The 23657-nt window shown below is 44.8% G+C and carries 19 protein-coding genes and 3 pseudogenes; 18 read left to right on the forward strand and 4 right to left on the reverse strand.

The genetic code is table 11. The features are described 5' to 3' along the window. Nucleotides 1-182 precede the first annotated feature (182 nt). Genes LYNGBM3L_RS19595 through LYNGBM3L_RS19605 form a run of 3 tightly spaced genes read left to right on the forward strand, consistent with a single transcriptional unit; the run spans nt 183 to nt 4224 of the window. On the forward strand, nt 183-2102 hold the full coding sequence (locus tag LYNGBM3L_RS19595) for a serine/threonine-protein kinase (protein WP_008186949.1): 1920 nt from the start codon (nt 183-185) through the stop codon (nt 2100-2102). 7 nt (nt 2103-2109) lie between these two features. Then, nucleotides 2110-2781 (forward strand): dethiobiotin synthase, encoded by a 672-nt coding sequence (gene bioD, locus LYNGBM3L_RS19600; RefSeq protein WP_008186951.1) that lies wholly within the window; start codon nt 2110-2112, stop codon nt 2779-2781. Nucleotides 2782-2826: 45 nt separating this feature from the next. Next, nucleotides 2827-4224, forward strand: a complete 1398-nt coding sequence (locus LYNGBM3L_RS19605; RefSeq protein ID WP_008186953.1) for an MlaD family protein — start codon at nt 2827-2829, stop codon at nt 4222-4224. A 233-nt stretch (nt 4225-4457) separates the two neighbouring features. Here LYNGBM3L_RS19605 and LYNGBM3L_RS19610 read toward each other — a convergent pair whose 3' ends face one another. Beyond that, complete coding sequence (locus tag LYNGBM3L_RS19610) at nt 4458-4766, reverse strand: DUF3288 family protein (protein ID WP_008186955.1); 309 nt, start codon at nt 4764-4766, stop codon at nt 4458-4460. 509 nt (nt 4767-5275) lie between these two features. Between LYNGBM3L_RS19610 and LYNGBM3L_RS19615 the strand changes: the two are divergent. From LYNGBM3L_RS19615 to LYNGBM3L_RS50460, 6 genes and pseudogenes are all read left to right on the forward strand, one after another. Further along, nucleotides 5276-5668: pseudogene (locus tag LYNGBM3L_RS19615) on the forward strand (two-partner secretion domain-containing protein); the annotation flags it as partial. 71 nt (nt 5669-5739) lie between these two features. Continuing rightward, nucleotides 5740-6309 carry a two-partner secretion domain-containing protein gene (locus LYNGBM3L_RS19620; protein WP_008186958.1) on the forward strand — a complete coding sequence of 190 codons (570 nt, stop codon included), beginning with the start codon at nt 5740-5742 and terminating at the stop codon, nt 6307-6309. A 471-nt stretch (nt 6310-6780) separates the two neighbouring features. Then, complete coding sequence (locus LYNGBM3L_RS19625; protein WP_008186960.1) at nt 6781-8985, forward strand: pre-peptidase C-terminal domain-containing protein; 2205 nt, start codon at nt 6781-6783, stop codon at nt 8983-8985. Between the two features lie 15 nt (nt 8986-9000). Continuing rightward, nucleotides 9001-9504, forward strand: a complete 504-nt coding sequence (locus LYNGBM3L_RS19630) for an S-layer family protein (RefSeq protein ID WP_008186961.1) — start codon at nt 9001-9003, stop codon at nt 9502-9504. Between the two features lie 403 nt (nt 9505-9907). Next, on the forward strand, nt 9908-10447 hold the full coding sequence (locus LYNGBM3L_RS19635; protein WP_008186964.1) for a universal stress protein: 540 nt from the start codon (nt 9908-9910) through the stop codon (nt 10445-10447). 535 nt (nt 10448-10982) lie between these two features. Next, a pseudogene (locus LYNGBM3L_RS50460) lies at nt 10983-11517 on the forward strand (adenosine-specific kinase). 845 nt (nt 11518-12362) lie between these two features. On the opposite strand, the gene LYNGBM3L_RS43935 reads toward LYNGBM3L_RS50460, so the two are convergent. After that, nucleotides 12363-12500 (reverse strand): hypothetical protein, encoded by a 138-nt coding sequence (locus LYNGBM3L_RS43935; RefSeq protein ID WP_008186969.1) that lies wholly within the window; start codon nt 12498-12500, stop codon nt 12363-12365. Between LYNGBM3L_RS43935 and ppsA the strand changes: the two genes are divergently transcribed. The 5 genes from ppsA (at nt 12501) to LYNGBM3L_RS19675 (ending at nt 17314) form a co-directional block, all read left to right on the forward strand. Next, nucleotides 12501-15017, forward strand: coding sequence for a phosphoenolpyruvate synthase (ppsA, locus tag LYNGBM3L_RS19645; RefSeq protein WP_008186971.1), 2517 nt, complete (start codon nt 12501-12503; stop codon nt 15015-15017). Between the two features lie 753 nt (nt 15018-15770). Further along, nucleotides 15771-16028: a hypothetical protein gene (locus LYNGBM3L_RS19660; protein ID WP_008186976.1), complete on the forward strand. Its 258-nt coding sequence runs from the start codon at nt 15771-15773 to the stop codon at nt 16026-16028. A gap of 82 nt (nt 16029-16110) precedes the next feature. Continuing rightward, nucleotides 16111-16380 (forward strand): hypothetical protein, encoded by a 270-nt coding sequence (locus LYNGBM3L_RS19665; RefSeq protein ID WP_008186977.1) that lies wholly within the window; start codon nt 16111-16113, stop codon nt 16378-16380. Nucleotides 16381-16679: 299 nt separating this feature from the next. After that, a complete protein-coding gene (locus LYNGBM3L_RS45140) occupies nt 16680-16964 on the forward strand; it encodes a hypothetical protein (RefSeq protein ID WP_008186979.1) in 285 nt (94 codons plus the stop codon). 86 nt (nt 16965-17050) lie between these two features. Further along, the gene (locus LYNGBM3L_RS19675; protein ID WP_131827261.1) at nt 17051-17314 is read left to right on the forward strand and encodes a hypothetical protein; all 264 of its coding nucleotides are present in this window, start codon (nt 17051-17053) and stop codon (nt 17312-17314) included. Between the two features lie 177 nt (nt 17315-17491). Here the strand turns inward: LYNGBM3L_RS19675 and LYNGBM3L_RS43940 are convergent, their stop codons facing one another. Then, nucleotides 17492-17668 carry a hypothetical protein gene (locus tag LYNGBM3L_RS43940; protein ID WP_154659857.1) on the reverse strand — a complete coding sequence of 59 codons (177 nt, stop codon included), beginning with the start codon at nt 17666-17668 and terminating at the stop codon, nt 17492-17494. Nucleotides 17669-17703: 35 nt separating this feature from the next. Between LYNGBM3L_RS43940 and LYNGBM3L_RS19680 the strand changes: the two are divergent. Continuing rightward, a pseudogene (locus LYNGBM3L_RS19680) lies at nt 17704-18096 on the forward strand (zinc ribbon domain-containing protein); the annotation flags it as partial. Further along, a complete protein-coding gene (locus tag LYNGBM3L_RS19685) occupies nt 18086-20884 on the forward strand; it encodes a tetratricopeptide repeat protein (protein ID WP_008186985.1) in 2799 nt (932 codons plus the stop codon). The pseudogene LYNGBM3L_RS19680 and the gene LYNGBM3L_RS19685, both read left to right, overlap by 11 nt. Nucleotides 20885-20909: 25 nt before the next feature. On the opposite strand, the gene LYNGBM3L_RS19690 is transcribed toward LYNGBM3L_RS19685, so the two are convergent. After that, nucleotides 20910-21644 (reverse strand): hypothetical protein, encoded by a 735-nt coding sequence (locus LYNGBM3L_RS19690; RefSeq protein WP_008186987.1) that lies wholly within the window; start codon nt 21642-21644, stop codon nt 20910-20912. A 187-nt stretch (nt 21645-21831) separates the two neighbouring features. Between LYNGBM3L_RS19690 and LYNGBM3L_RS19695 the strand changes: the two genes are divergently transcribed. Beyond that, on the forward strand, nt 21832-23223 hold the full coding sequence (locus LYNGBM3L_RS19695) for an NAD-dependent malic enzyme (RefSeq protein WP_008186990.1): 1392 nt from the start codon (nt 21832-21834) through the stop codon (nt 23221-23223). Between the two features lie 85 nt (nt 23224-23308). After that, a complete protein-coding gene (locus tag LYNGBM3L_RS19700; protein ID WP_044494012.1) occupies nt 23309-23638 on the forward strand; it encodes a YbjQ family protein in 330 nt (109 codons plus the stop codon). Nucleotides 23639-23657: the final 19 nt, after the last annotated feature.

Consider the following 23657-nt stretch of genomic DNA (forward strand, 5'->3'; position numbering starts at 1 on the left):
GACTCTACACCATAAGCGGGTTTGGAGTCCAGTCTTGGGTAAGCGCTGATTTATATGCTTATCAACTGTTACTCAAAGGAACAGTTGGAATCCATCGGTGGAGTTCCAAAGCAACCGAAATAAGTCTAAACTTCAAGAATACTCCTCCTGCCTCATTGTCCGTAACAACTGATCTACCACCGATGGAACCACCGATTGCCTCTGGAACTATTCTGCAAAATCGCTACCATCTGCTCCGTGTCCTTGACCAAGGAGAATTCAATCGGACTTACCTGGTAGAGGATCAAGGGCGTTTCAATGAACCTTGTGCCCTCAAAGAATTTATTCCCCCTCAGACAGAAACTAATAATTTAGATAAGTCAAGGCAACTGTTTCAACAAGAAGCAGGTATCCTGTATAAAATTGAACACCCCCAAATTCCTCAGTTCCGAGCTACCTTTGAAGAGCAAGGACGGCTGTTTCTGGTGCGAGACTACGTAGAGGGAAAAACCTATGGTGAACTACTAGAACAACGGAAAGCCCTTCAGAATCAAAGTGAACCTCTATCTTCTAATCCCGATGGGGAAGTCCAATCACCCCCAATGGCTAGCCCGACCAAGTTGGGAGTCGTATCAGAAACGGAAGTGCGTCAGCTATTGCAGCAATCTTTGCCAGTTTTGGACTACATCCACAGCCAAGGGATTATTCACCGAGATATCATACCGGATAACATTATCATGCGGGAGACGGACAGTATACCGGTGTTGATTAATTTGGGTGTGGTACAGGAACTGGCAACTCGTCTTCAATTGCCCGATACTCCCACACCAACAACTAGTATTGGCAAAAGCGGTTACGCTCCCAGGGAGCAAATTCAGACCGGTCAGGTGTATCCAAGTAGTGACCTATATTCCCTAGCAGTGACTGCGATAGTGCTACTGACTGGGAAAGAACCAGAAGAACTGGTGGATAATACTAATCTGACTTGGAACTGGCGTCCCTGGGCTAGGGTTAGCGATGAGTTAGCTGAGATATTAAATCGGATGCTTAGTTATCAAGCAAGCGATCGCTACCAATCCGCTAGAGAAGTCTTGTATGCCTTTCAAGCTTCTGGGTTAACTCCCCAACTTCCAAAACCCAAGCCAATACCCGGCACGACAGTGGCATCAGCTCAAGGTGGAACACCCAGGGAGGCTAGAGGTGGAGAACCGAGTGAACCGGTGATGTCTCAAGCCACGGGTCGCTCTATCTGGAATAGTCCTTGGCCGCTGCTTGGGATAGCTACAGGACTAGCAGTGCTGGCAGGAATAGGCTCTTGGGTGTGGGTGAGCAATTTTAATCAGCAGGACACTGGCAAATCTCCAAGTCCTAAGGTGTCAGTGAGTCCTAGTCCTAGTCCTAGTCCGACTCCCACTCCGAGCCCTAGCGCTAGTCCAACCCCTAGCGCTAGTCCAACCCCGAGTAAACCTCAAATCTACAGTCAGCGTCTAGAGCTTTCTGCTGGTAAAACCCTTTCAAAATCCAGGAATTTAAAGGCTAATCACACTATTAACTACATTATCCAGGGTAAACAATACCAAACCCTGAAGACATATCTCAGTGACGAAGGGGTCTTGATGACAGTGCTTGGCCCGGACGGAAAACCAGTGGACAATCGAGCTAAACGGGTACGGCAATGGGAAGGGAAATTTCCTTTCACTGGCAACTACACGATTCAACTAAGTCCAGTTAAGGGTCTACCGAATAGCGATTATCAGCTAGGATTAAGGTTAACAGAAGCACCGAAGCCGAAACCTAAACCTAAACCAACTGCTGATTATAACATAGAAAGGGTCAATTTATTGCAGGGAAGCAAGGGTTTGCAGCTACTGGGTCGCACTAGCCCCCAGAAGATTCAGCGCTACTTGGTGAAGGCTAAACAGGGTAAGCAATTGAAGCTAGAGGTGATTGAAAGTGATGTGGCTTTAACTATCCGCTATCCCAATGGGAAGTTAGTGGAACAGGCTTCAGGGGTGCAAAGGTGGCAAGGTCAGCTGCCTAGTTCTGGTGAGTATATAGTAGATGTAATTGCTAAACAGGAAAGAAAGTTTGCTTTAGATATTAGCCTTTCAGACTTAAAGTGAGTCAATCTTGAACGTATTACTAATTACTGGCACCAATACAGGCATCGGCAAAACGGTTTTGACTTCTGTGATCGCTGCTTATTGGCAGACTTACCGTCCTCAAGAGAGTCTGGGGATATTCAAGCCGATTCAAACCGGAATTGGCGATCGCGAAATTTACCAGCAACTATTTGACTTGGCTCAAACCCTGGAGGAGATCACACCCGTGGAGTTTAAAACCCCTGCAGCACCACCAGTTGCTGCAGATCTAGAAGGAAGACAGGTTGACCTCGAAAAGGTCTGGCAAGGCTTCAATACTCTGCGCAGTCAGCGGGATGTGGTCTTGGTGGAAGCTTTGGGAGGACTAGGTTCACCGGTGACTCATGAACTGATTGTGGCAGATTTGGCAAGGGATTGGCGATTGCCAACGGTATTGGTTGCGCCGGTAGAATTAGGAGCGATCGCACAAGTGGTTGCTAATGTTGCCCTGGCACGCTCATCACGAGTTGACCTCACAGGGATTGTCCTCAATTGCGTCCAACCTCGTACCTCCGAAGAAATAACTCAGTTGGCTCCGATTAGCTTAATCGAGACTCTAACCAATGTTAAGGTTTTGGGGATTTTACCTCATCTATCTGACCCAATGGACTACTCGAAACTTGCTCAAGTCGGTTCAAATTTGGATGTCAGTGGTTGGTGAGGCATGATGGTAAATGTGAGGGGAAAGGGTAACAAAGGTTAAACTATGCGATCGCGGACGATTCGAGAAGGCTCCGTTGGCTTATTAATAGTAGCAGGACTTGCTGTTTTCGGTGGACTTGTTGTATGGATTAGTGGCATTAGCTTAGGTCGAAAGAGCTATAAATTCATTGTCAATTTTGGGAACGCTGCTGGGATGCAAGTGGGGGCATCGGTCAGCTATCGCGGTGTCCAAGTTGGGAGAATCACTAAGATTGAACCCGGTACTAATGGGGTCAATGTCACCGTTGAAATTGATGACCCTGGATTGTTAATCCCCCGCAAAGTCCAGGTTGAAGCTAATCAATCGGGTTTAATTGGTGCTACCAATGTGGATATCATGCCCCTAGGACAATTACCTGCAACTGCTCAAAGTCTTACACCCTTCGGAGCACAATGTAATTCTGCCCTAGTTATTTGTGAAGAAGATCAGATTAATGGTGATGTGGGTTCCACCTTTGCTGACCTTCTACGGAACGGAAATCGCATTGCTGAACTCTTCGGTGATCCAGCCTTTTTTGACAAAATCAATAGCCTTGCGGAAAATGCCTCCAATGCAGCTAGAGACGTTTCAGAACTTAGCAAAGAGATGACCCAGTTGTCCCGCATCGTGCGGCAAGAGGTAGCAGGCTTGTCCAACGCAACGAATGCTGTGACCAGTGCGGCCAATCAAACATCTAGTCTAATCGGGTTGGCAACCAGTAGCATTTCTAGTACCTCCGAGCAATACAGCCAAACGGCAAGGGAACTCAATCAGTTGATCACCTCTGCCAATCAACTATTGGTCAGCAATCGGGGAAATTTGGTCACCACCTTGGATAGCATCTCTCAGGCCAGTGAAGATCTGCGTATACTGACCAGCAACTTAACCGTTACCGCGAATCGGGTTAACTCAGCGGTTTATCAAACGGATGTATCACAAATGCTGCGGAACTTAGAAAACCTATCAGCTAATGCTGCCCAAGCATCTGCTAACTTACGTAATGTTTCCAATACTCTCAACAGTCCCACTAATTTACTGGTATTGCAACAAACCCTCGACTCAGCACGAGTTACCTTTGAAAATGCCCAAAAGATTACCGCTGACCTAGATGATCTGACTGGGGATCCAGCGTTTCGCCGCAATGTCAAGGATTTAGTTAATGGACTCAGCGGCTTAGTGTCTTCTACCGAGCAGCTGCAACAGCAGGCTCTGATATCTCAACAACTGGAAGCTCTCAATACTGCTATAGATACAGCTTCGTCTAATGAGCTGGCTAAAACTCCTCCCATCCCTAAGTCCCCCCCTAAGATCGATCTACCTAAGATAGATCCAATAGCTCCCGCTGATCAGAACCTTAAACCGAATCAAGAAAAACAGATCTTTAAGCTTTTACCCCCAGCCCCTAGGAAATCGGTTAAATGAAATTAATCTAGTAAAGGGAGCAGGGAGCAGGGAGCAGGGAACAGTGGTAAGAGGCCGTATTCAGTAAATTTTGTTAGTTGAAGAGCCTAATTTTGTTTTTACAGTAAGCTTTCTGAGTTTTTTAACTGGAAATTTATCATAAAAGGTACTGAAAAACCAACATGATTTTTTCCCACTCCCTACTCCCTACTCCCTACTCCCTACTCCCTATTCCCGACTTCAGCAAAGAAGTCTTAAGTCCAGTCATCCTGGCTCCCACAACTGTTGTCTCGTCTATACGCGAGACCGGCTTGATGAATCTGAAGGGTTTTCTCAAAAAGCTGTTGTTCTGTCAGTTGCCATCGCTGAAGCAATAAATCCAAGTCTCTTTGAATGGCCCTAGCACCGGGAAAGCTGTCATAGCGAATCCGCAGTCGGGCTAATTCCGCCAAGTTGTATTCATTGGGTTGTTGTTGTAAAAGACGGTTAACTATTTCGCGATCGCGTTTTTCCTGAGGATGTTGCTGGTCTTGATTTCCTACCATCTCAGTCAAGGCTTCCATGCTTGCTTGAACATCAATCACTACTTATACCAAAGGGAACAGGTAACAGGTAACAGGGAATCGGGAATCGGGAATCGGGAATCGGGAATCGGGGTAAGAGTGTGGGGAGATAGGGGACAGGTAATACTGATATTTTGCACTATTTACAATTACTTAAAAATAGTATATCTAATGCTTAAAGATAATAAGTTATAGTTTTTTTAAACATTAGATATACTTGGTTGTTTTTTGAAAAAATAGCACTACGCATTAAGGTGTTTGACATTCCTAAACTCCGAAACTTAGTCATACCTGACTTGTGACTTGTGACTTCTGACTTGCGCGTAGCACTATAAACAGATGTTACTCTGACCAACAGTGCCGGGAAATCTAAGACTGAGACTAATCGGCCAGGCCTATCCATGGAACGCGATCGCATCCCCTTTGCCCACAAAGCTAATCCCTTATCTAGCTCCGACGACAGCACCAATCCCCTCATACCAAGCCGACCCAGAGAAACCATTTCACTAATGCAATTGGGCTTACTGGGATTGCTCGAAGTTAGTAGTCTATGTTTATTACTCGCCTCACCCACCCTCGCTCAAATTACCCCAGATAGTACCTTGGGGGATGAAAATTCTCAAGTTACTCCCAATCAGACTATCCGTGGTGCCGCAGCGGATTTAATCGAAGGGGGAGCAATACGAGATAGTAACTTATTCCACAGTTTGATCGAATTTAATGTTGGTAATGGTCAACGAGTGTATTTTGCTAATCCCGATGGCATTACTAATATATTGACTCGTGTCACCGGTAGCACCCTCTCTCAAATTCTGGGCACCTTGGGAGTAAACGGTAGCGCTAATTTATTCTTGCTTAATCCCAATGGTATTGCATTTGGATCTAATGCTCGCTTAGAGGTTGTCTGAGAAGTCTCATTTGCTACATCCAAGCCCCCTAAATCCCCCAATTTTGGGGGACTTTTAGAAGCAAATTGACTCTTGTTCCCCCCAAAGTTGGGGGGCTAGGGGGGCAAAATTCAGTATCAAAAAACTTTTCAGATATCCTCTTAGATGTAGCAGGCTCCTTTGTTGCTAGCACTGCTGATAGTGCGGTATTTGACAATGGTTTCAATTTTAGCGCTAGTAATCCACAGGCCCCACCATTGTTAACCATCAATATTCCCATCGGTTTGCAATATGGTAGCAATCCTGGTTCAGTAAACGTGACAGGAGCTACCTTAACGATCGAGACTGGGCAAACCATGGCCTTACTTGGGGGTGAAGTTAACCTCAATGGTGCCACCCTTCAAGTGCCAGGGGGACGGGTAGAATTAGGAGGATTATCCAGTCGAGGAACCGTTACGCTCAATGGCGCAACATCCGTAAGTTTTCCCGATGGAGTCCAACCAGCTGATATTTCCTTGACTAACAGTAGCTTAGTAGATTTGACACTCCCCGCCCTGGAAGGACGGGGATTCTTGTTTCAACGAGGTGACTTGTTATCCCTTGCCGGAGCCAGGAAAAATAGAGGTCTCCTCTCCCCAAGCGTAGTTGGTCTTTGACCTAGGTTTCGGTGTGCCGGAGACGAAACCTTAGAAGAGTGGAGCCTTAATAAAAAAGTTTTAACCAAAGGTGCGCTTTCCGTCGGCGAATTAAATTCGCCACGGGTCGCACCTCTTTTATGCATAGCCGACTAACCATAAAGGCGACCCTCTGAATACGGTAACTTCTAACCCCACCGTACCTTTTTTTTATATAGATAGATACTTTTTTTGATCTAATTTTTTCCTAGACGTTCAAGTCGTTAGACCCAATGGAGCAATATGTACGCTCTACATATTTTTTACGTTGCCTACTTATGATTAGATAGTATCTCTCTACTTTTAAAGTTTATTGTTTATGCTTTCATTATAGCACATCTCTTACAAACTTTCATTGAAAGCCGTCGAACGAAGGACGGGGCTTTAAACCCAAAATTTTCGGTAACTAATGTCAATGGCGGAAATATTGCCATCAATGGTGCTAACTTCGACATGTCAGCCAGTGAGTTACAAGCTGGATTGACCTCAGGAGAATCGATACCAGATGCAGTAGCTGGCAATATAACTATTAACGCCAAAGGCAATACCAATCTCAGTGACAGGAGTTTGATTGCTAATGATGTAGAAACTGGAGCGATTGGCAATGGCGGTTTCATAGAGCTAACCACTAGCGCCCTTACCATCACTGGTGGCTCAAGAATTCAAACCATTACCAATAGCAATGGGGCATCAGGAGATATTGAGATTAATGCCAATGGTGCCATTGAGATCTCCGGTTTTACTGAAGATGGTTTATTTAGCGGGATTCTAACTCGTTCCGCTGTTGACACTAGTGGCCCGGGAGGCAACATTACCATTAATAATTCCCAAGGGTCACTGAATCTAGCGAATCGGGGATTTATCGGTACAGTTACCAATAGTAGTAGTAATGGCGGTGCGATCGCACTCCATCTCAATAACTTAGTCCTTGACACTGGTGGACAGATTATCACCGCTACCACCAACCTAGGTAATGCTGGGGATATCACGATTAAGGCTAGCGAAAGTGTCACTATCTCTGGGGAAAGTCGGGATTTTCTCCCTAATCCTTTGTTGGAATTAGAAACCTTTGACCTAAATGCTCTGGAGTTTATTACTGAACCCAATCCCAACGTGGCGGAATCTGGACCTGGAGGAATTCCCTATGTTTCCATTGAACGGACTCCAGAACAGATTATTAATGGCACCACCGTATTGGGTGCAGCAGAAAATCAAATCGATTACTTCTCCTTCAGCATCACCACTCTTCACAGTCGAGCTATTTTCGACATCGACAATGGCTTTACAGGGGGAGACGGCAACGTAGATACCAAGATTTTCCTGTTTAATCAAGGCACAGGAGAATTATTAGAGGTCAATGAGGATTCTTTGACCGCTGATGGTGCCGGTGGAAGTTTACAAGTCTTTGGCAGTTTCACCACAGACTCCTTAATTGATACCACTATTACTGAGCCAGGGGTTTACTTAATCGGAGTCGGTGCCTTCCCCTCTGATGTTAGTAATAATGAATTGATCGAGGGCGCAACACCAGAAGTGGGGGACACTTACACCCTGCAAGTGTCTCTAGAAAACCTTGGCACAGAGGGAGTCTCGTTACCGGAAGACCGTTTCAATCCAGCTAACTTTAATCCTAATGTGGAAGCCAGGAGCGGCTTATTTTCAGAATCGATCGGCACAGGGGATGGTGGCAGCTTAACGATTAATACTGACAAATTGATACTGAACAATGGTGGTAGAATCTCCACCGATACCTTTGATGCTGGTGCTGGTGGCAATATTACCTTCAATGTCGGCTCATTGCTGGAAGTGAATGGATCAAGCTTAATCTCAAGCATTGTCCGGGGTAAGGGAAATGGGGGCAACCTCGTGATTGATACCAAAAAATTCCAGCTGAACGGGGGTATTGTAATTACCGAGACCTTGAGCTCCGGTAATGCTGGTCAGATTACCATGACTGCAAACGAATCTATGATGCTTTCAAGTACCGTTGAAGAGCGTGGGCGCATCGATAGCAACGCCACACTTGAAGCAACTGGCCAGCTTGGGAGGGTGGTTGTTGACACTCCAGTTTTGCAGTTGCGTGATGGCGCTCAAATTCGCTCCATTAATCGGGGTAATGGGGATGGGGACAGTGTAATAGTTAGAGCTAACTTAGTCGAAGCCATTGGTAGCTCACCTGATCGTCTTCTATTTGCCAGCGGCTTTTATACATCTACACAGGGCTCCGGGGATGGGGGCAATTTAACCATTGAAACTCAGCATTTGCTTGTCAGTGATCAAGCAAGATTTTCCTCTTCTACCCGTGGAGCTGGGGATGCTGGCACTATTACCATTCGGGCCAAGGCTGGTAATCTCGACATTACCGCTGAGTCGATTGTATTAGATCAATTAGGGAGCCTTTCTGCTGAAGTCAGTGCTGGGGAGCAGGGCAATATTATCCTGGATTCCCAGCTAATCCTAATGCGCGATCGCAGTAATATCAGTACCAATGCCGAAAATGCTGCCACTGGCGGTAATATTACTATTGATACTGACTTGCTAGTTGCCCTAGAAAATAGCGATATCACGGCCAATGCTGAAGATAGCTTTGGCGGACGAGTGATTATCAATAGACATCTCCAGAAACTCGGTTTTGACCCAGGCAGTGCAAGGGTTTGAGGTTAATTTTTGGAGATGTCTAATGCCTTAGGCATTTTTGGCACTGAATTTCGAGAACAAAAAACCCCAGATAGTGATATTACCGCTTCTTCCCAACTGGGAGCTTCCTTTAGCGGTACTGTGGAAATTAATGCACCTGACCCCGACCCTAGCGCTGCATTATTCCAGCTACCGGAAAATTTTGTTAATCCCAAACTGCTAGTTGCCACTGGTTGCGGTACCGATCTCGGCAATCAATTTACCCAATTTGGGCGGGGTGGCTTACCCACAGACCCCACTAAACCTCTTGTGGGTGAAACCCTGTGGATGGATTTACGGCCATTACCTCGCCACAGAACTCGCCGCCGGAAAAATCCTGATCATGCTGCTAAGCCCAATGCAGTTAACTCACGTCGGTCTAGAATTATTGAAGCTAATCGATGGATTCTTAATAAGGACGGAGTGGTAGAGTTAGTGCCTGATTCACCTCAGTCGAGTCCGTTCATTTCCTGGTTTGAACCTTATTATTGCGTAAGGTAACAGAAATGGGGCAATAACTCTACTTTTCTCTAGTTTTAGGGTTCCTTAATCATTCACCCTAATAATTATCATCTCATTGCTATTTCTAGACCAATACAATAAGTGTTACAAATAGTTAACCAGTATAATATCTGTCAGTAGTTTTTCTATAATTAAATTATAGAACCCTATCACATTGAGTAGCATCTGACTACAGCACTGACTAAACCACTGACTACAATAAATTATTCACTCAACGTCTTCAAGGTCAGGGATTATAGCTTCCAGCGAACCTCAGTATCTTACCCATCTTCCCTATCTTTACCAGACAAGGGCAACCCTTAATTTATTTTCTGGAAGTACTTAAATTCCATGTCTTCGAGCCCCCATTTGAATAATTTGAAGAGACGAGGAAAAACTAATCATGGCTTACAAAAAGATTCTGGTAGCAATGGACCGCTCATCCCAAGCAGAAGCAGTGTTTGAACAGGCTTTAGACCTAGCCGAAAAGGAACAGAGTACTCTGATGCTAGTACACTGCCTTAACTGGGAACCTCAGGAAATGATGACTCCTTACGTAGGTCTTGGCACCATAGCCGATGTAGACGTGTATGGTAGTATCCGAAAGGTTCAGCAAGAAAATCTCCAAAAACACCTTGAGGAAAACAAAGGGTGGCTAAGGAGTTATGCTCAACAGGCAAATGCTGATGGTATCGCTGCCGAAGTATCTTGTCAATTGGCAGATCCGGGTCTAGGAATTTGTGATCTAGCCCAAAAGTGGGGTGCGGATTTAATTGTTCTAGGTCGTCGAGGGCTTGGGGGTTTAAAAGAAATGGTGCTGGGTAGTGTGAGTAACTATGTTGTTCACCATGCTCCTTGCTCAGTGTTGGTAGTTCAAGGGGTAGCAACCCCAAGCATTGAGTTAAGCACTACAGCCACTCCAGTAACTAGAGATACAAAGTAGACATAGACACCCTTGACATTCTAAGGCTTTAGGGATTATGCATTTTTTACATAGATGGCTCAAATAGACTGATTAATCACTAATCATTCTTACTATCACCAGTGGTCTAGTCTCTTTTTGAGAACAGGACTTAGGCAATAACTCTACTAGTAGGGTGCGTTAATAACGCACCCTACTAGTTATAGGTTTTGGAGTCCAGTTTTGTGTAAGTTGTGGGAGTTATTTTGCCGGGAATTTCGCAACAACTGTGGCTTGTTGATGTTAGTTTGCTTGTATAGCAATCCGTGTAGGAATTGTGAGAATTTTGATCCGAAGTTCCCTGTTCCCTTTTCTATATTCATACTTAGGCATTTTTGTCAAGGCTAAGGTCATAATTAGATCTACAGAAGGCCACTTGCCATCAGAAGAAGTATCTATGATGCGGGGATATATTTGGCATTTTGGCAGTTATTTTACTTCGGCTGGGAATATTATATAAGTTTACCGTTTAATTTAGGGTTTTTAGTGTTTAACTAAGGCAGAGAGGTCGGTGGGAATCGAACTGAAAGTGGTTAGCATGGAAATTTCGTCAGGGGGAGTAACATCATCATTGTTAACGCCCACTTTATTAAAACCGTCCTTGACTTATATCAGGTCATGGTCGGAACTTCGACCCAGCTAAAATTTGCCATCACCTTCTGTGAAGCATCTGGCTCATACTTGATCCGAGCTACAGGAAATGATCCGACCCTTAAATCTAATCCAACTCATAATCCTCAAGGGATTGAGCAAAGTTCACCCTGTGCGATTGAGCTTTGCTCACGCTGTGGGAGCGCATCTGGACATAGCTTCCTGATTGTACTCAAAGAAGCATACCCAATCAACTTATTGAATCCTATCCAGCAGTGCCCAGAAGTCTGCCCTATCCATTCTTCCACCCCCCCAATCCGGTAAAGGAAATTGTAGCTGAAACCGAACAAGGGCGTAGCATCAAAGGGGTTATGGATGGGTTTTGACCACAAGGAGTAAAAGGTGCTGAGCAGGTCAAGACACCCAAGGATTTCCTGAGCCAGATCGGCAACAAGCTCTAGTACCAAGTCCAATTAATTACTGTCAAATTAATTACTGCCAAAATAGTCCCTGTATTGTTGAGAATCGATATAGCGGTTTTTAGCCTCATGAGGTACACATATTTTTTTACCTTTTCCCTCTTCTGACTTTACTGCTCCCTACTCCCTGCTCCCTGCTCCCTGCTCCCTAAAACCCCAAAAATTGTACCTTACTAGCTTAAAAAGCGCTATAATATGGGTAATAAGGGAATGGGTGACGGATGATTCTCAACTAGATTAGAAACGATAACGACCCCTTACATTACCCGTAATTAGTACACCTGACCATAAATTTGTGACCAGTTCTTTTGAAGATGAGGGTGTAAAGGGGTGAGGGGGTGATTTGTAGCGATCAGTTATTTCCTTGCCCGTTGCAGCAGAGAAGGGAAATATTAGTATAGATAAATATATGACTATTTTACCCAGCTTTTCTAGCCTATAGCAACTGCCAGAAAAATTATGTAAACTAAAATACAACTGCCAGAGAATTTATGTAAACTAAAATACAAAATTATGGGGAGCTAACCCAAATCATGAAAATTAACAAAAACTCATCCCCTTTTTTATATCTATAAAAAAAATCAATCATTTCTGGCTTATACTTAATCATTTCTGATTTATGTTTAAAAAACCTCTGTGTTGTATATAAAATAAAGTTAAGAAAGATGACCTCCTAAGAGGAAAATTGTCTAAACTAGTAGTATCAGCCCCGATAGAGTAGATAGCTCAATGAAGGGGAGCAATCAATGGCTAGGCTAGAGTTAAGACAATGGCATATTCGTGAACGTTATCATTAGGTAACGTTGAGAGTAGGTGAAGTTGTCTGCCTAAGAGGCTAAGCCTTGAGGTAATGCTAGTTCAGAAACTGCCACAACTTCAGGTGCTTCATCGGACTTTTCACAATCCCATTGAGGCAGAAAACCATTACTACTCCCCTTGGAAGTCAACCTCAGGAGAAGGATCATATGGTCACCACTGCTCCAGAAAAAGCCCCAACATCTGCCAAAGACAAAGCCTTCGTCCTCTGGTTTGAGCAAGTTGGGATTGCCGATATCCCCCTAGTGGGGGGAAAAAATGCCTCTTTGGGGGAAATGATCCGACAACTTACACCAGTAGGAGTTAGAGTACCCAGTGGCTTCGCTACCACAGCCTATGCCTATCGATATTTTATTGAGAAAGCTGGGTTAGAAGCTAAGCTACGCCAGGCATTCTTGGATCTGGATGTGGAAGATGTCAATAACTTGCGGCAACGGGGGATACAAGCGAGAAGCTTAATTCTCAATACCCCATTCCCAGAAGAACTAGCCAATGCGATCGCGCAAGGCTACCAACAACTATGCCAACGCTATGGGAATGATCCCCAGGAATTCTGTGAGCAGTTTGAGCCAGAGGATCGGGACACTTGCCTACAGTCAAATTACAATACAGATGTAGCAGTTCGTTCCAGTGCCACCGCTGAGGACTTACCTGATGCTAGCTTTGCTGGTCAACAGGAAACCTATCTCAACGTCCACGGAGTAAAAGGGGTTTTAGAAGCCTGTCACAAATGCTTTGCTTCCCTTTTTACCAACCGCGCCATCTCCTATCGAACTGTTAAAGGTTTTGACCATTTTGATGTCGCTATCTCTGTCGGTGTGCAGAAAATGGTGCGCTCAGACCTAGCGTCATCTGGTGTGATGTTCTCCATTGACACCGAAACCGGATTTAAAAATGCGGCTTTAGTAACGGCGGCTTACGGTTTGGGTGAAAACGTTGTCCAAGGAGCAGTCAATCCTGATGAATACCTGGTGTTCAAGCCGACTCTCCAAGAGGGGTATCGCCCTATCCTAGACAAACGTCTAGGCAGCAAAGAAGTCAAAATGGTCTATGATGACGGCGGTAAACTGACGAAAAATATCTCAGTTCCGCCATCAGAACGGGGAAAATACGCGATCAATGATGAGGAAATTCTCACCCTAACCAAGTGGGCTAGCATCATTGAAGACCACTATTCCCAGGTGCGGGGTAGCTACACCCCCATGGACATTGAGTGGGCTAAAGACGGGAAAACCGGTGAACTCTTTATTGTTCAAGCCCGTCCGGAAACTGTACAATCCCAGAAATCTGCCAATGTTATTTGTCATTATCAACTCAAAGGCGATGTAGAGACATTGCAAGCAACGCCTGTGCTAGCCACCGGTCGCGCTGTCGGTGAAATGATTGGTCAAGGCAAAGCAAGGGTAATTCTGGATGTTAACAAGATTGACCGTTTCCAAGCCAAAGAGGTCTTGGTCACGGACAAGACAGATCCGGATTGGGAACCTATCATGAAGAGAGCGAGTGCTATCGTAACTAACCAAGGAGGTCGCACTTGTCACGCTGCCATCATTGCCCGTGAGATGGGTATCCCCGCGATTGTGGGTTGTGGCAATGCCACTAACCAATTGAAGACAGGCCAACCAGTGACAGTTTCCTGTGCAGAAGGAGATGAAGGCAAGGTTTATCAAGGGTTGCTGCCCTTTGAGGTGCAAGAAACCCCCCTTGACAACCTACCGCGCACCCGCACCAAAATCATGATGAATGTGGGGAACCCAGAGAAAGCCTTTAGTCTGTCTTTTCTTCCCTGCGATGGGGTGGGGTTAGCCCGGTTTGAGTTCATCATTGCCAATCACATTAAGGCACACCCGATGGCGTTGATTCACTTCGATAAACTCGAAGATCCATCGGTCAAGGAAGAAATTGCTCAGCTGACAGCATTGTATGAGCATAAACCTGACTTCTTTGTGGATAAACTAGCCAACGGGATTAGCATCATTGCTGCTGCTTTCTATCCCAAACCAGTTATCGTCAGGATGTCAGATTTCAAGAGTAACGAATACGCCAATCTCTTGGGGGGTCAACAGTTTGAACCCAGGGAAGAGAACCCGATGCTAGGATGGCGAGGGGCGTCTCGTTACTGTGATGAAATCTACCGGGAAGCCTATGGTTTGGAATGTAAGGCACTCAAACGGGTACGGGATGAGATGGGACTCACAAACGTTATCCCCATGATTCCCTTCTGTCGCACCCCTGATGAAGGTCGCCGGGTGCTGGCGGAAATGGAAAAACATGGCTTGAAGCGAGGAGACAATGGGTTACAAGTCTATGTGATGTGTGAAATCCCCAGTAACGTCATCCTAGCCGACGAGTATAGCCAAATCTTTGACGGCTTCTCCATTGGTTCTAATGACCTGACTCAATTAACCCTAGGCTTAGACCGTGACTCTGCGTTAGTTGCCCATATCTTTGACGAACGCAACGAAGCAGTGAAACAGATGGTGCGGATGGTGATAGAAAAAGCCAAGAAAAATGGTCGCAAGATTGGTATCTGTGGTCAAGCACCAAGTGACTATCCCGAATTTGCCTGCTTCCTAGTGGAGTTAGGAATTGATTCGATCAGCTTGAACCCTGACTCGGTACTCAAGACACTTCTGGATATCGCCAAGGTAGAAGGAGTAAATTAGTGTCCCGGTGTTAGGTGTTAAGAGTGTTAGGTATTAAGAAATCTACATTACACCTAACCAAATACCTCAATCTTTTCCCCCATAGAGATGACTGGAATCTTGTCGCATTTAGGGGCAAGTTGCAGCTAGCTTCTAGGTTCAAAACGCCAACGATGCCGAGTTTGGTGCTTGATGTCGCCGAGTTCTTGATCAACAATCCCAGATCATCTTGGAGGAAGGATGAGTTAATAGCAAGAAATTCTCATGTAATTTCAAATCAAAAATTACATTACAAAACTTTAAGATACGCCAGGGGCGAGGGTGATTAACTGGTCCGAAACCATAGAAAACCCTTGGCTAACCATAAACTTGACGTTTCATCAAGAGTTGTTTGTTTAAGAAATATAAAATAGGAGGAATTGGGGATGATAGCTCCAGAGAAATATAAATAAAATCTAAAGATTAGAAAATAAATCAAGAATGGGTAATTAAATAGAACAAATTCCACCATTTTTGATTTTTCAAAATTTATCAAATGTAGATGAGCTGAAATCACTAGTTTTATTGCTGTCAGCTCAAGGATAAAACCATGCTAGCCACAACTATGGGAGAAACCACCCCTTGTGGTATGGCTAATCAGGCTGTCTTCAATGGCACAGCCTAGGGTAAACAGGATCCACAGACAGCAGTTGAACTAGTGCAAGTAGGCCATAGGTATAAAAGGGTGCATTTTTAGACAATTTTTTTTCGAACCATACTATAAAGGGTGTTGACATGCTAACAACAATTAACGAAACCATCAAACCAACCTTTGCCGTAGTCTGGCAAACGCTCTCATCTGTGCTCGTTGGGATTGCCCATAATCTCCAAGCTATAAAAACCAGGTTTTCAGGCATCTTTTTTAATGAGGTCAACCTAGATGTGATATCTGAGGAAGACAATTGTGAACCCAACCCAGTCATAAAGGTATCAATGTTGACTAATGCTGGCTTGGGCAGTGTGCCGTACTACTGCTTCTTTTGGAAAGGTTGAACCAGTGCAAGTAGGCCATGGGTATTAAAGGGTGCATTTTTAGACAATTTTTTTTTCAATCTATACTATAAAGGGTGTTGACATGCTAACAACAATTAACGAAACCATCAAACCAACCTTTGCCGTAGTCTGGCAAACGCTGTTATCTGTGCTCGTTGGGATTGCCCATAATTTCCAAGCTATCAAAAGCCTGGTTTCAGGCATCTTCTTTAACCAGGCCAACCTAGATGTGATATCTGAGGAAGACAATTGTGAACCCAACCCAGTCATAAAGGTATCAATTTTGACTAATGCTGGCTTGGGGAGTGTACCGTACTACTGCTTCTTGTGGGAAGAACGTAGATTGTACTGATTCCACCTAGTCCAGGCTGGCAGAAATAAGTCACCACTTTCATCTACAAAGGTCGGAGCTGGTCCTACACGCTTATTTCCGTGTCCCCTGTACTAGTACTAAGTTTCCTTGACAGTATACTACATTAAACCAATTAACGAGAATCCCTGCCTTCTGAAGGTAGGGATTCTCGTTAATTGGTGGATGAATTGCACATCAATTTCATCTGGCCATCTCCCGATCTGGCCATCCTCACTTGGGTAGGTTTTTTACCTAGCAGGGCGAGTACGTACTGGCATTGGGAATAAATTTCGCAAAATATGTGGGATTTTCTACCAGAATTTCCACCGATTACCGACCCATCTCCCCATATTCCCCGACTGGTCGGGGTAATGGACCGGTCCGAAATACAGATTACCCATTACCGATTAGCCATTACCCATTACCGATTAGCCATTACCCATTACCTATTACCTATTACCTATTACCTATTACCTATTACCTATTACCTATTACCTATTACCTATCTCCAAAGTAAAAAACCTACCCTTGTCAGATCTGGCCATCTCCCGATCTGGCCATCTGCATCTGTAGTGCTACTTTGAAGACTTGCTATAGCTTGGATAGCGCCATAGCTGATTAGGCGGTAAGCTGAGAAGGAGCTGTTGGTTTAACCAACAGTGTGTTAACTGTGGTCTACGGATTGGTCTACGGATTTGAAAACTGCGATCAAACGGCATTAACCCTTTCAGTCATGGACCAATTACTAAATCTCAGCAAACTTGATCAAATCTGGTTTTTACTGAGTCTTCAGATTGGTCAAGCTCACCTCTGTTGGTACGCTTTCACGCTTGTCGGGAAACCCGACCGGGGTCGCACCGCAAATGGTAAACGCTATCAAGGTCACGATACCCTGGGGTGCGAGCCAGCTTCAGGCTCTATCGCTTCTGATTAAACAGGTGATGAATTAAATTAGTGAAGCCAGTGTCAGGAGGTGGCAAACTAGAAGAAATGGATTTAACAAATCCGGGGAGGCAAGAGTGGTTTCGTCTCTGGGACGAAATTCCCCATTCTTCAAAAAGGTGGGGATGGATACTCCCCCTCAAGAGTTGTCAAAGCGTGTTATTTGGCACTAATTTAGTATTGGTTGTTGACCCGCCTGACTGTCTCGGAACAGATCACCGTTCGTAGCGGTAAGACGCTTGGTACAAAAAGAGCAGAGTTCAGGGAAGACTCTTGCCCCAGCTGGTTGACCATTGTTGTCATACCAAGGTGAGAGTGGCGAGTTGAGTTTAGGACTGTGGGACACGGTTCTGAGCCTGTGGAGGGACAGTAAAACCAAAAGGATTGGCCAGGGGTATGCTGGGTAAGCACTGTTTAGATGCAGGATGGGGTCAGTTTTTCCAAATACTAGAGCAGTGCTGCTTTAAACGTGGAGTTTACTTCCAAAAAGTAGACTCTAAAAAGACTAGCCAAATTTGCCCCAATTGTTTAACTGAAACTGGCAAAAAGACCTTGGCTGAGCGTGTCCATCATTGTGAAAATTGCGGTTATACCACAGATAGAGATGTGGCAGCCGCTCAAGTAGTCTGCCTACGTGGGCTTGCAGCCGTGGGACACACGGTCAAGATGCTTTCTGAGGGCAAGTTCGTCGGAATCCCTGGGAAGAAAGAATTCCCGCGCCTTAAGGCCCGGGGAGTGTCAACAACAGAGAAAGGACGTTCTGATGAAGCGTAAAAATCAAGACATGTTAGCACTGGTGTGGCGAAGCACTATTGTTTTGTCATTTTTCCTGTTGCCTGTTGGCCTTGGCAGTGCCCAATCCATCGAACCTGACCCACCAAAACAGATAGTCGCTCAGGGCTCAAGTCAAAAGCCAGTTCAAACTGACGCTAATCTTAGCTTTAAGCGGGTGACGCTCCTGTCTAATGTTTTGCTGATTGTGCTGGTGACTCTGGTACTGCTACTGGTGGCCGCGATCGCAGCGTTGTGGCTGCTAAGAAGGTCTGTGATTCGTGAGGTTGCGCAAATCGTGAGAGCTCACCTCAATGAAATGACTGACTTGGAAGATAGGATTGCCAGTGCTAATAAAAATGTTCAAAGTATCCTAGAAAAAACTGAAGAGATTGCCTTGGAGCTAGATCAGCAGGCGGCAGAGTTTAAACAAGACCTAAGTTTTAAACGAGAAAATCTATCTAAGCTGCTATCGAAATTGTCTCAGTCCCAGCAACAGGCATTAACGACAATCAAGACGCAAAAAACCGATACTCAACAAGAGCTAGAACAATTAGAGACTGACTTGGCATCAAGACTGTCTAAACTCGAGCAAGACGCTACAAAGCAACGGGATAGTTTTCTGAAGTATCTAGAAAACTTAAGCGCTGAGTTTGCCCCCCAATTATCTGAACTCAAGGGGGATGTGCAAGCCCAGAAAGAGACAATACTGAAGAAACTGAATCAATTAGAGACTGAGTTTGGCTCCGAACTGTCTGCTCTTAAGGAAACTGCGGCAAACCAAAAGGACTTAACTTTAAAAGATTTAGAAAAATTAGGGGCTGAATTTACTCCTGAATTATCGAAAATCCAGGCGGATGTGCAAGCCCAGAAAGAGATAATACTGAAGAAACTGAACCAATCAGAGACTGAGTTTGGCTCCGAACTGTCTGACTTGAAAGCCAAGACTCAAAAACAAAGCAAAGATTACCTGCAAACCATAGAAAAATCAAGTGCTGACTTTGCTCCTCAACTATCTGAACTTCAGGGGAATGTACAAGAACATAAGGATAAAGTCCTGCAGCAACTAAATCAATCAGAGTCTGAGTTTGCTGTTGAACTGTCTGAGCTTAAGGCAAAGGCTGATCAAGAAAGGAACAGTTACCTCAAGAATCTAGAAAAACTCACCTCTGATTTTGCTCCTCAACTATCTTTACTCAAAGCCAATGTCCAAGGGCATCAAGATAAAGTATTGGATAAACTGAACCAATCAGAGACAGAGTTTGCCTCAAAATTGTCTGAACTTGAAGCCAAGGCTCAACAGCAACGGGATTTAATACTAGAAAATCTAAAAAAGCTAGAGACAGAGTTTACTCCTCAGCTATCTGACATTAAGGTGGATGCTGAACAAAAAGCTCAACATAAAATCGATTTAGCTCTTCAGAAGCTAGAGCAATTAGGAAATGACATTACTGAACAACTTTCAAAATCCCAGTCGAAGATTGAAGTGCAAATTGATAAGAATCTCCAGCATCTGAAAGAGCTAGAGGCTAACTTAAACACTGAAGTTTATGACTCTCAATCAGGAATTAAAACCCAGAAGGCTCAGACCATTCAGAGTCTGGAAAAATTAGAAACAGAGGCTAAAACTCAACTTTATGATTTACAGTCGGACATTCAAAATCGAAAAGATATAATCCTTCAAAATCTGGACAAATTGGAAACAACCTTGGCTGCTCAGCTGTCTGAGGTCGAATCTGATGCTCAAACCGAGAAGGATAAGATTCTACAACAACTAGCAGAGATTTCCCCAACATCCATTGCAGAAGCTGCTCTGTCTGAAGTGCTGCAAAACACTCAAACTCTGACAGAACAATTAGAACGCCTCAAATCTAACCATCCTAAGTTGTTCTTGAATCCAGATGACTATGTGAATCAGGGCAATACTCTATTCTCTCAAGGGCAGTATCAAGATGCGATCGCTTCCTATGATCAAGTTCTTGACCTTCAACCGAATAACCCTGATATTTGGTACCAGCGAGGTATGGCATTATGGGAACTACAGCAGTATCAAGATGCGATCGCTTCCTATGACAAAGTAATTGAAATCAAGCCAGATGACCCAGATAGCTGGTATCAAAGAGGCCTGGCTTTAATGGAACTGCGGCGGTATGAAGGAGCAGTGGTTGCTTTTAATAAGGTGGTTAAATTCAAACCAGACCACTACAAAGCCTGGTTAAACCGGGGCATGACCCTAAGACGGTTGAGACGCTACGAAGATGCGATCGCTTCCTATGACAAAGCCCTAGAAATTCAGCCAAATTATCATCAAGCTTGGGTTGACCGAGGAGTCGCACTGGGAATGCTACAAAAGCATGAAGAGGCCTTTGGCTCCTTCGACCAAGCTGTTCAAGTTCAGCCAGATAATACAGTAGCCTGGTTGAATCGAGGCATGGCTCTAGATGTATTAGAAAGATACCAAGAAGCTGTTGCCTCTTTTGACAAGGCTATTGAATTAAATTCCGACTCCCATAAAGCCTGGAATTACAGAGGTTCTACCTTAGTCAAGCTAGAACAGAATGATCAGGCATTGGAAAGCATTAATCGGGCTTTGGAGATTCAACCTGAGTATGCTGCTGGTTATTATAACAAAGCAATAGTTTATTCTTCCCAGGGTCGAGTAACCTTAGCTGTGGAAAACCTAGAGCAGGCGATTGAGCTAAATCCAAGGTATCGGGAAGAAGCCAGTAATGATCCGGATTTTGAGGCTATTTCAGACGATGATCGCTTCTGGCAGTTGATTGGAGGCTAGAATGCTTTTGCTCTCCTGGGTCACCTTAGCCCAGAAGAGCAAACGATAGAAGCTGCTGCCAAATCGGTGCTAGAGTTGCCTTGACTATTATATCTGCAACCACAAAGCCAATACCAATCAGGAGATAGCGTTGAGGAAAGGGATGCTGGGAATTTGATCTGGTGATTTTAGCAACGAGATTAAGTCCCAAAGCAGTTAGAGCCACTCCGGTACAGATAAATCCCACCACTCGCAGCACAGACCAGGGCGGCCATCCCACTAGGGCAGCTAGCCACGGATTGACACTGATCTGTACTAGCTGTGCTACGTAGAAATTCATGTAATTGAGCAAGTAAGTTCCCAGCACTAGCGCTGCACTTCCAAAAGTCACTAGGGATAGAAAGCAAAAAACTGTGTACTGTTGGACATGATCTGGCAGAAACAAACGTAGGGATCCTTCTGTTCCTTCTACTGTACGAATCCAAAGAAGCTGCTCTTCGATGTAGTCAGAGCCATTTAGGATTACCTGAGCTGCGGTTTCTGGAGCCAATGCGGTTCCAATCCCAACCGCAAGACTTTGAAACAATGCCCAAAGCAGCATCCACCCTAGGGCCCTCATGTATTGACGGTGACGAACGTGAAACAAAAAGATCGGATAGGGTACTGCTGCTCCTAAAATTGGCACCAGCCAGGGCACGCCGAAAACGAAACTGGCAATCGTTGCCAGAATAGCACCGATGGCAAGAAAGCTTGCAGTCAGTAGTGGTTTATTAATAATCAATTGACAGTTTTTCCATCTTAAATGATTATCATTACTAGGGATGGCATAGTTGATTTTTTGGAGGTCCCTAAATTATTCCTATCCCATGCTTGCGATCAACTATGAACTAAAGTCTAGTTTAGTCTAGATTGAAATAGCAGGAAATCAGCTTGCGCCAAGATATTTCTAGAATCCCAGATCATACAGCATGGTAGACCTGACCCCAAATCCTAGTTTCAGTTTGACTATTTGCTTAACATACCCCAACCGTGCCGGGATGTTAGCCAGCGTAACTCAAGCGATCGCGTCTGTTGGCGGTCACTTGGGAGAAATTATGGTGGTGGAGAAAACTCGGAAAATTGCTACTCGCGAGATTACCGTAGATGCAGCTAGCACTGAACAGGCTGAACAGATTGTACAAGCGGTTAAGGAAGTGCCCGATGTCCAAATCCTAAATGTCTATGACCGTACCTTCAACCTCCATCGTGGTGGCAAAATCAGTGTAAACAGCAAAATCCCCCTTAAGCATCAATCTGAATTGGCTATGGCTTACACTCCTGGTGTGGGTCGGATTTGTAAAGCGATCGCATCTGACCCACAACAGGTCTACTCCCTTACCATTAAAAGCAACATGGTTGCTGTGGTCACCGATGGCAGTGCAGTGTTGGGGTTGGGTAACTTAGGGCCAGAAGCCGCTTTGCCAGTGATGGAAGGTAAAGCAATGCTGTTCAAAGAGTTTGCTGGTATTGATGCTTTTCCTATCTGCCTAGCTACCCAAGATACGGATCAGATCGTAGAAACCGTTAAAACTATCGCGCCGGTTTTTGGTGGTATTAACTTAGAAGATATCAGTGCTCCCCGTTGCTTTGATATTGAAGCCAGACTGCGGCAGGAGTTAGATATTCCAGTCTTTCACGATGACCAGAATGGTACCGCTATTGTCACCCTTGCTGCCTTGACCAATGCCCTCAAGCTAGTCAAGAAATCCCTAGAAGAGGTAAGAATTGTTATTAATGGAGCGGGCGCTGCCGGTATGGCAATTGCCCGGTTACTCCGTAAAGCTGGTGCAGGTGTAATTTGGATATGCGACTCCCAAGGCATTATTTCCACTAAACGCCCTAACTTGACTGAGCAAAAGCAAGAATTTGCTGTGGATGCTTCGGGTACTCTGGCTGGTGCCATTGGCAATGCTGATGTGTTTATTGGGGTGAGTGTACCTGGGGTTCTCACCCCAGACATGGTCAGGTCGATGGCAAACAAGCCCATTGTCATGGCTATGGCTAATCCTATCCCGGAAATTCAGCCAGAATTGGTAGTAGATGATGTAGCAGTAATGGCTACAGGTCGTAGTGACTATCCGAATCAGATTAATAATGTTCTGGCTTTTCCAGGGGTTTTTCGTGGCGCTATAGATTGTCGGGCGTCAACCATTACCGTGAATATGTGTCTCGAAGCAGCTTTTGCGATCGCATCCCTGATTAATCCCAGTGATTTAGATCGAGAACATATCATTCCTTCAGTATTTGATGAGCGAGTTGCTCCTGCGGTTGCTGCGGCGGTGCAAAGGGCAGCACGTCAGGATGGTGTAGCATGCCATTAAGTAATTATATTTAGATAATTCCATGATTTAGCCGTAGAAATTAGCTATTCTGGTGGCATTTGATCCATTTTTTGAGGCAGGACTGATGATTGTAACCACTACTGATGTTATTCAAGGTGCGATTGTTGAAGAGTATTTGGGCATTGTCACTGCTGAGGTGGTTTACGGCACCAATGCACTGCGGGATTTCTTTGCCGGTATTCGAGATTTAATTGGGGGACGTACTGGCAGTTATGAAAAAGTCTTTGAAAGAGGACACCAAGAAGCCCTCCAAGAATTGAAACAACGTGCCTCACAACTAGGAGCAGATGCTGTGATTGGCATTGGTATGGATACTGGAACAATTAACGTTGATGAAAAGGGGGTGCTGCTACTCATTACCGCCACTGGCACAGCCATCAAATTAAGGAATTAAGGGTTGCTTGACAGTTGAC

It is taken from the genome of Moorena producens 3L (genome assembly GCF_000211815.1).
GTDB lineage: Bacteria > Cyanobacteriota > Cyanobacteriia > Cyanobacteriales > Coleofasciculaceae > Moorena > Moorena producens.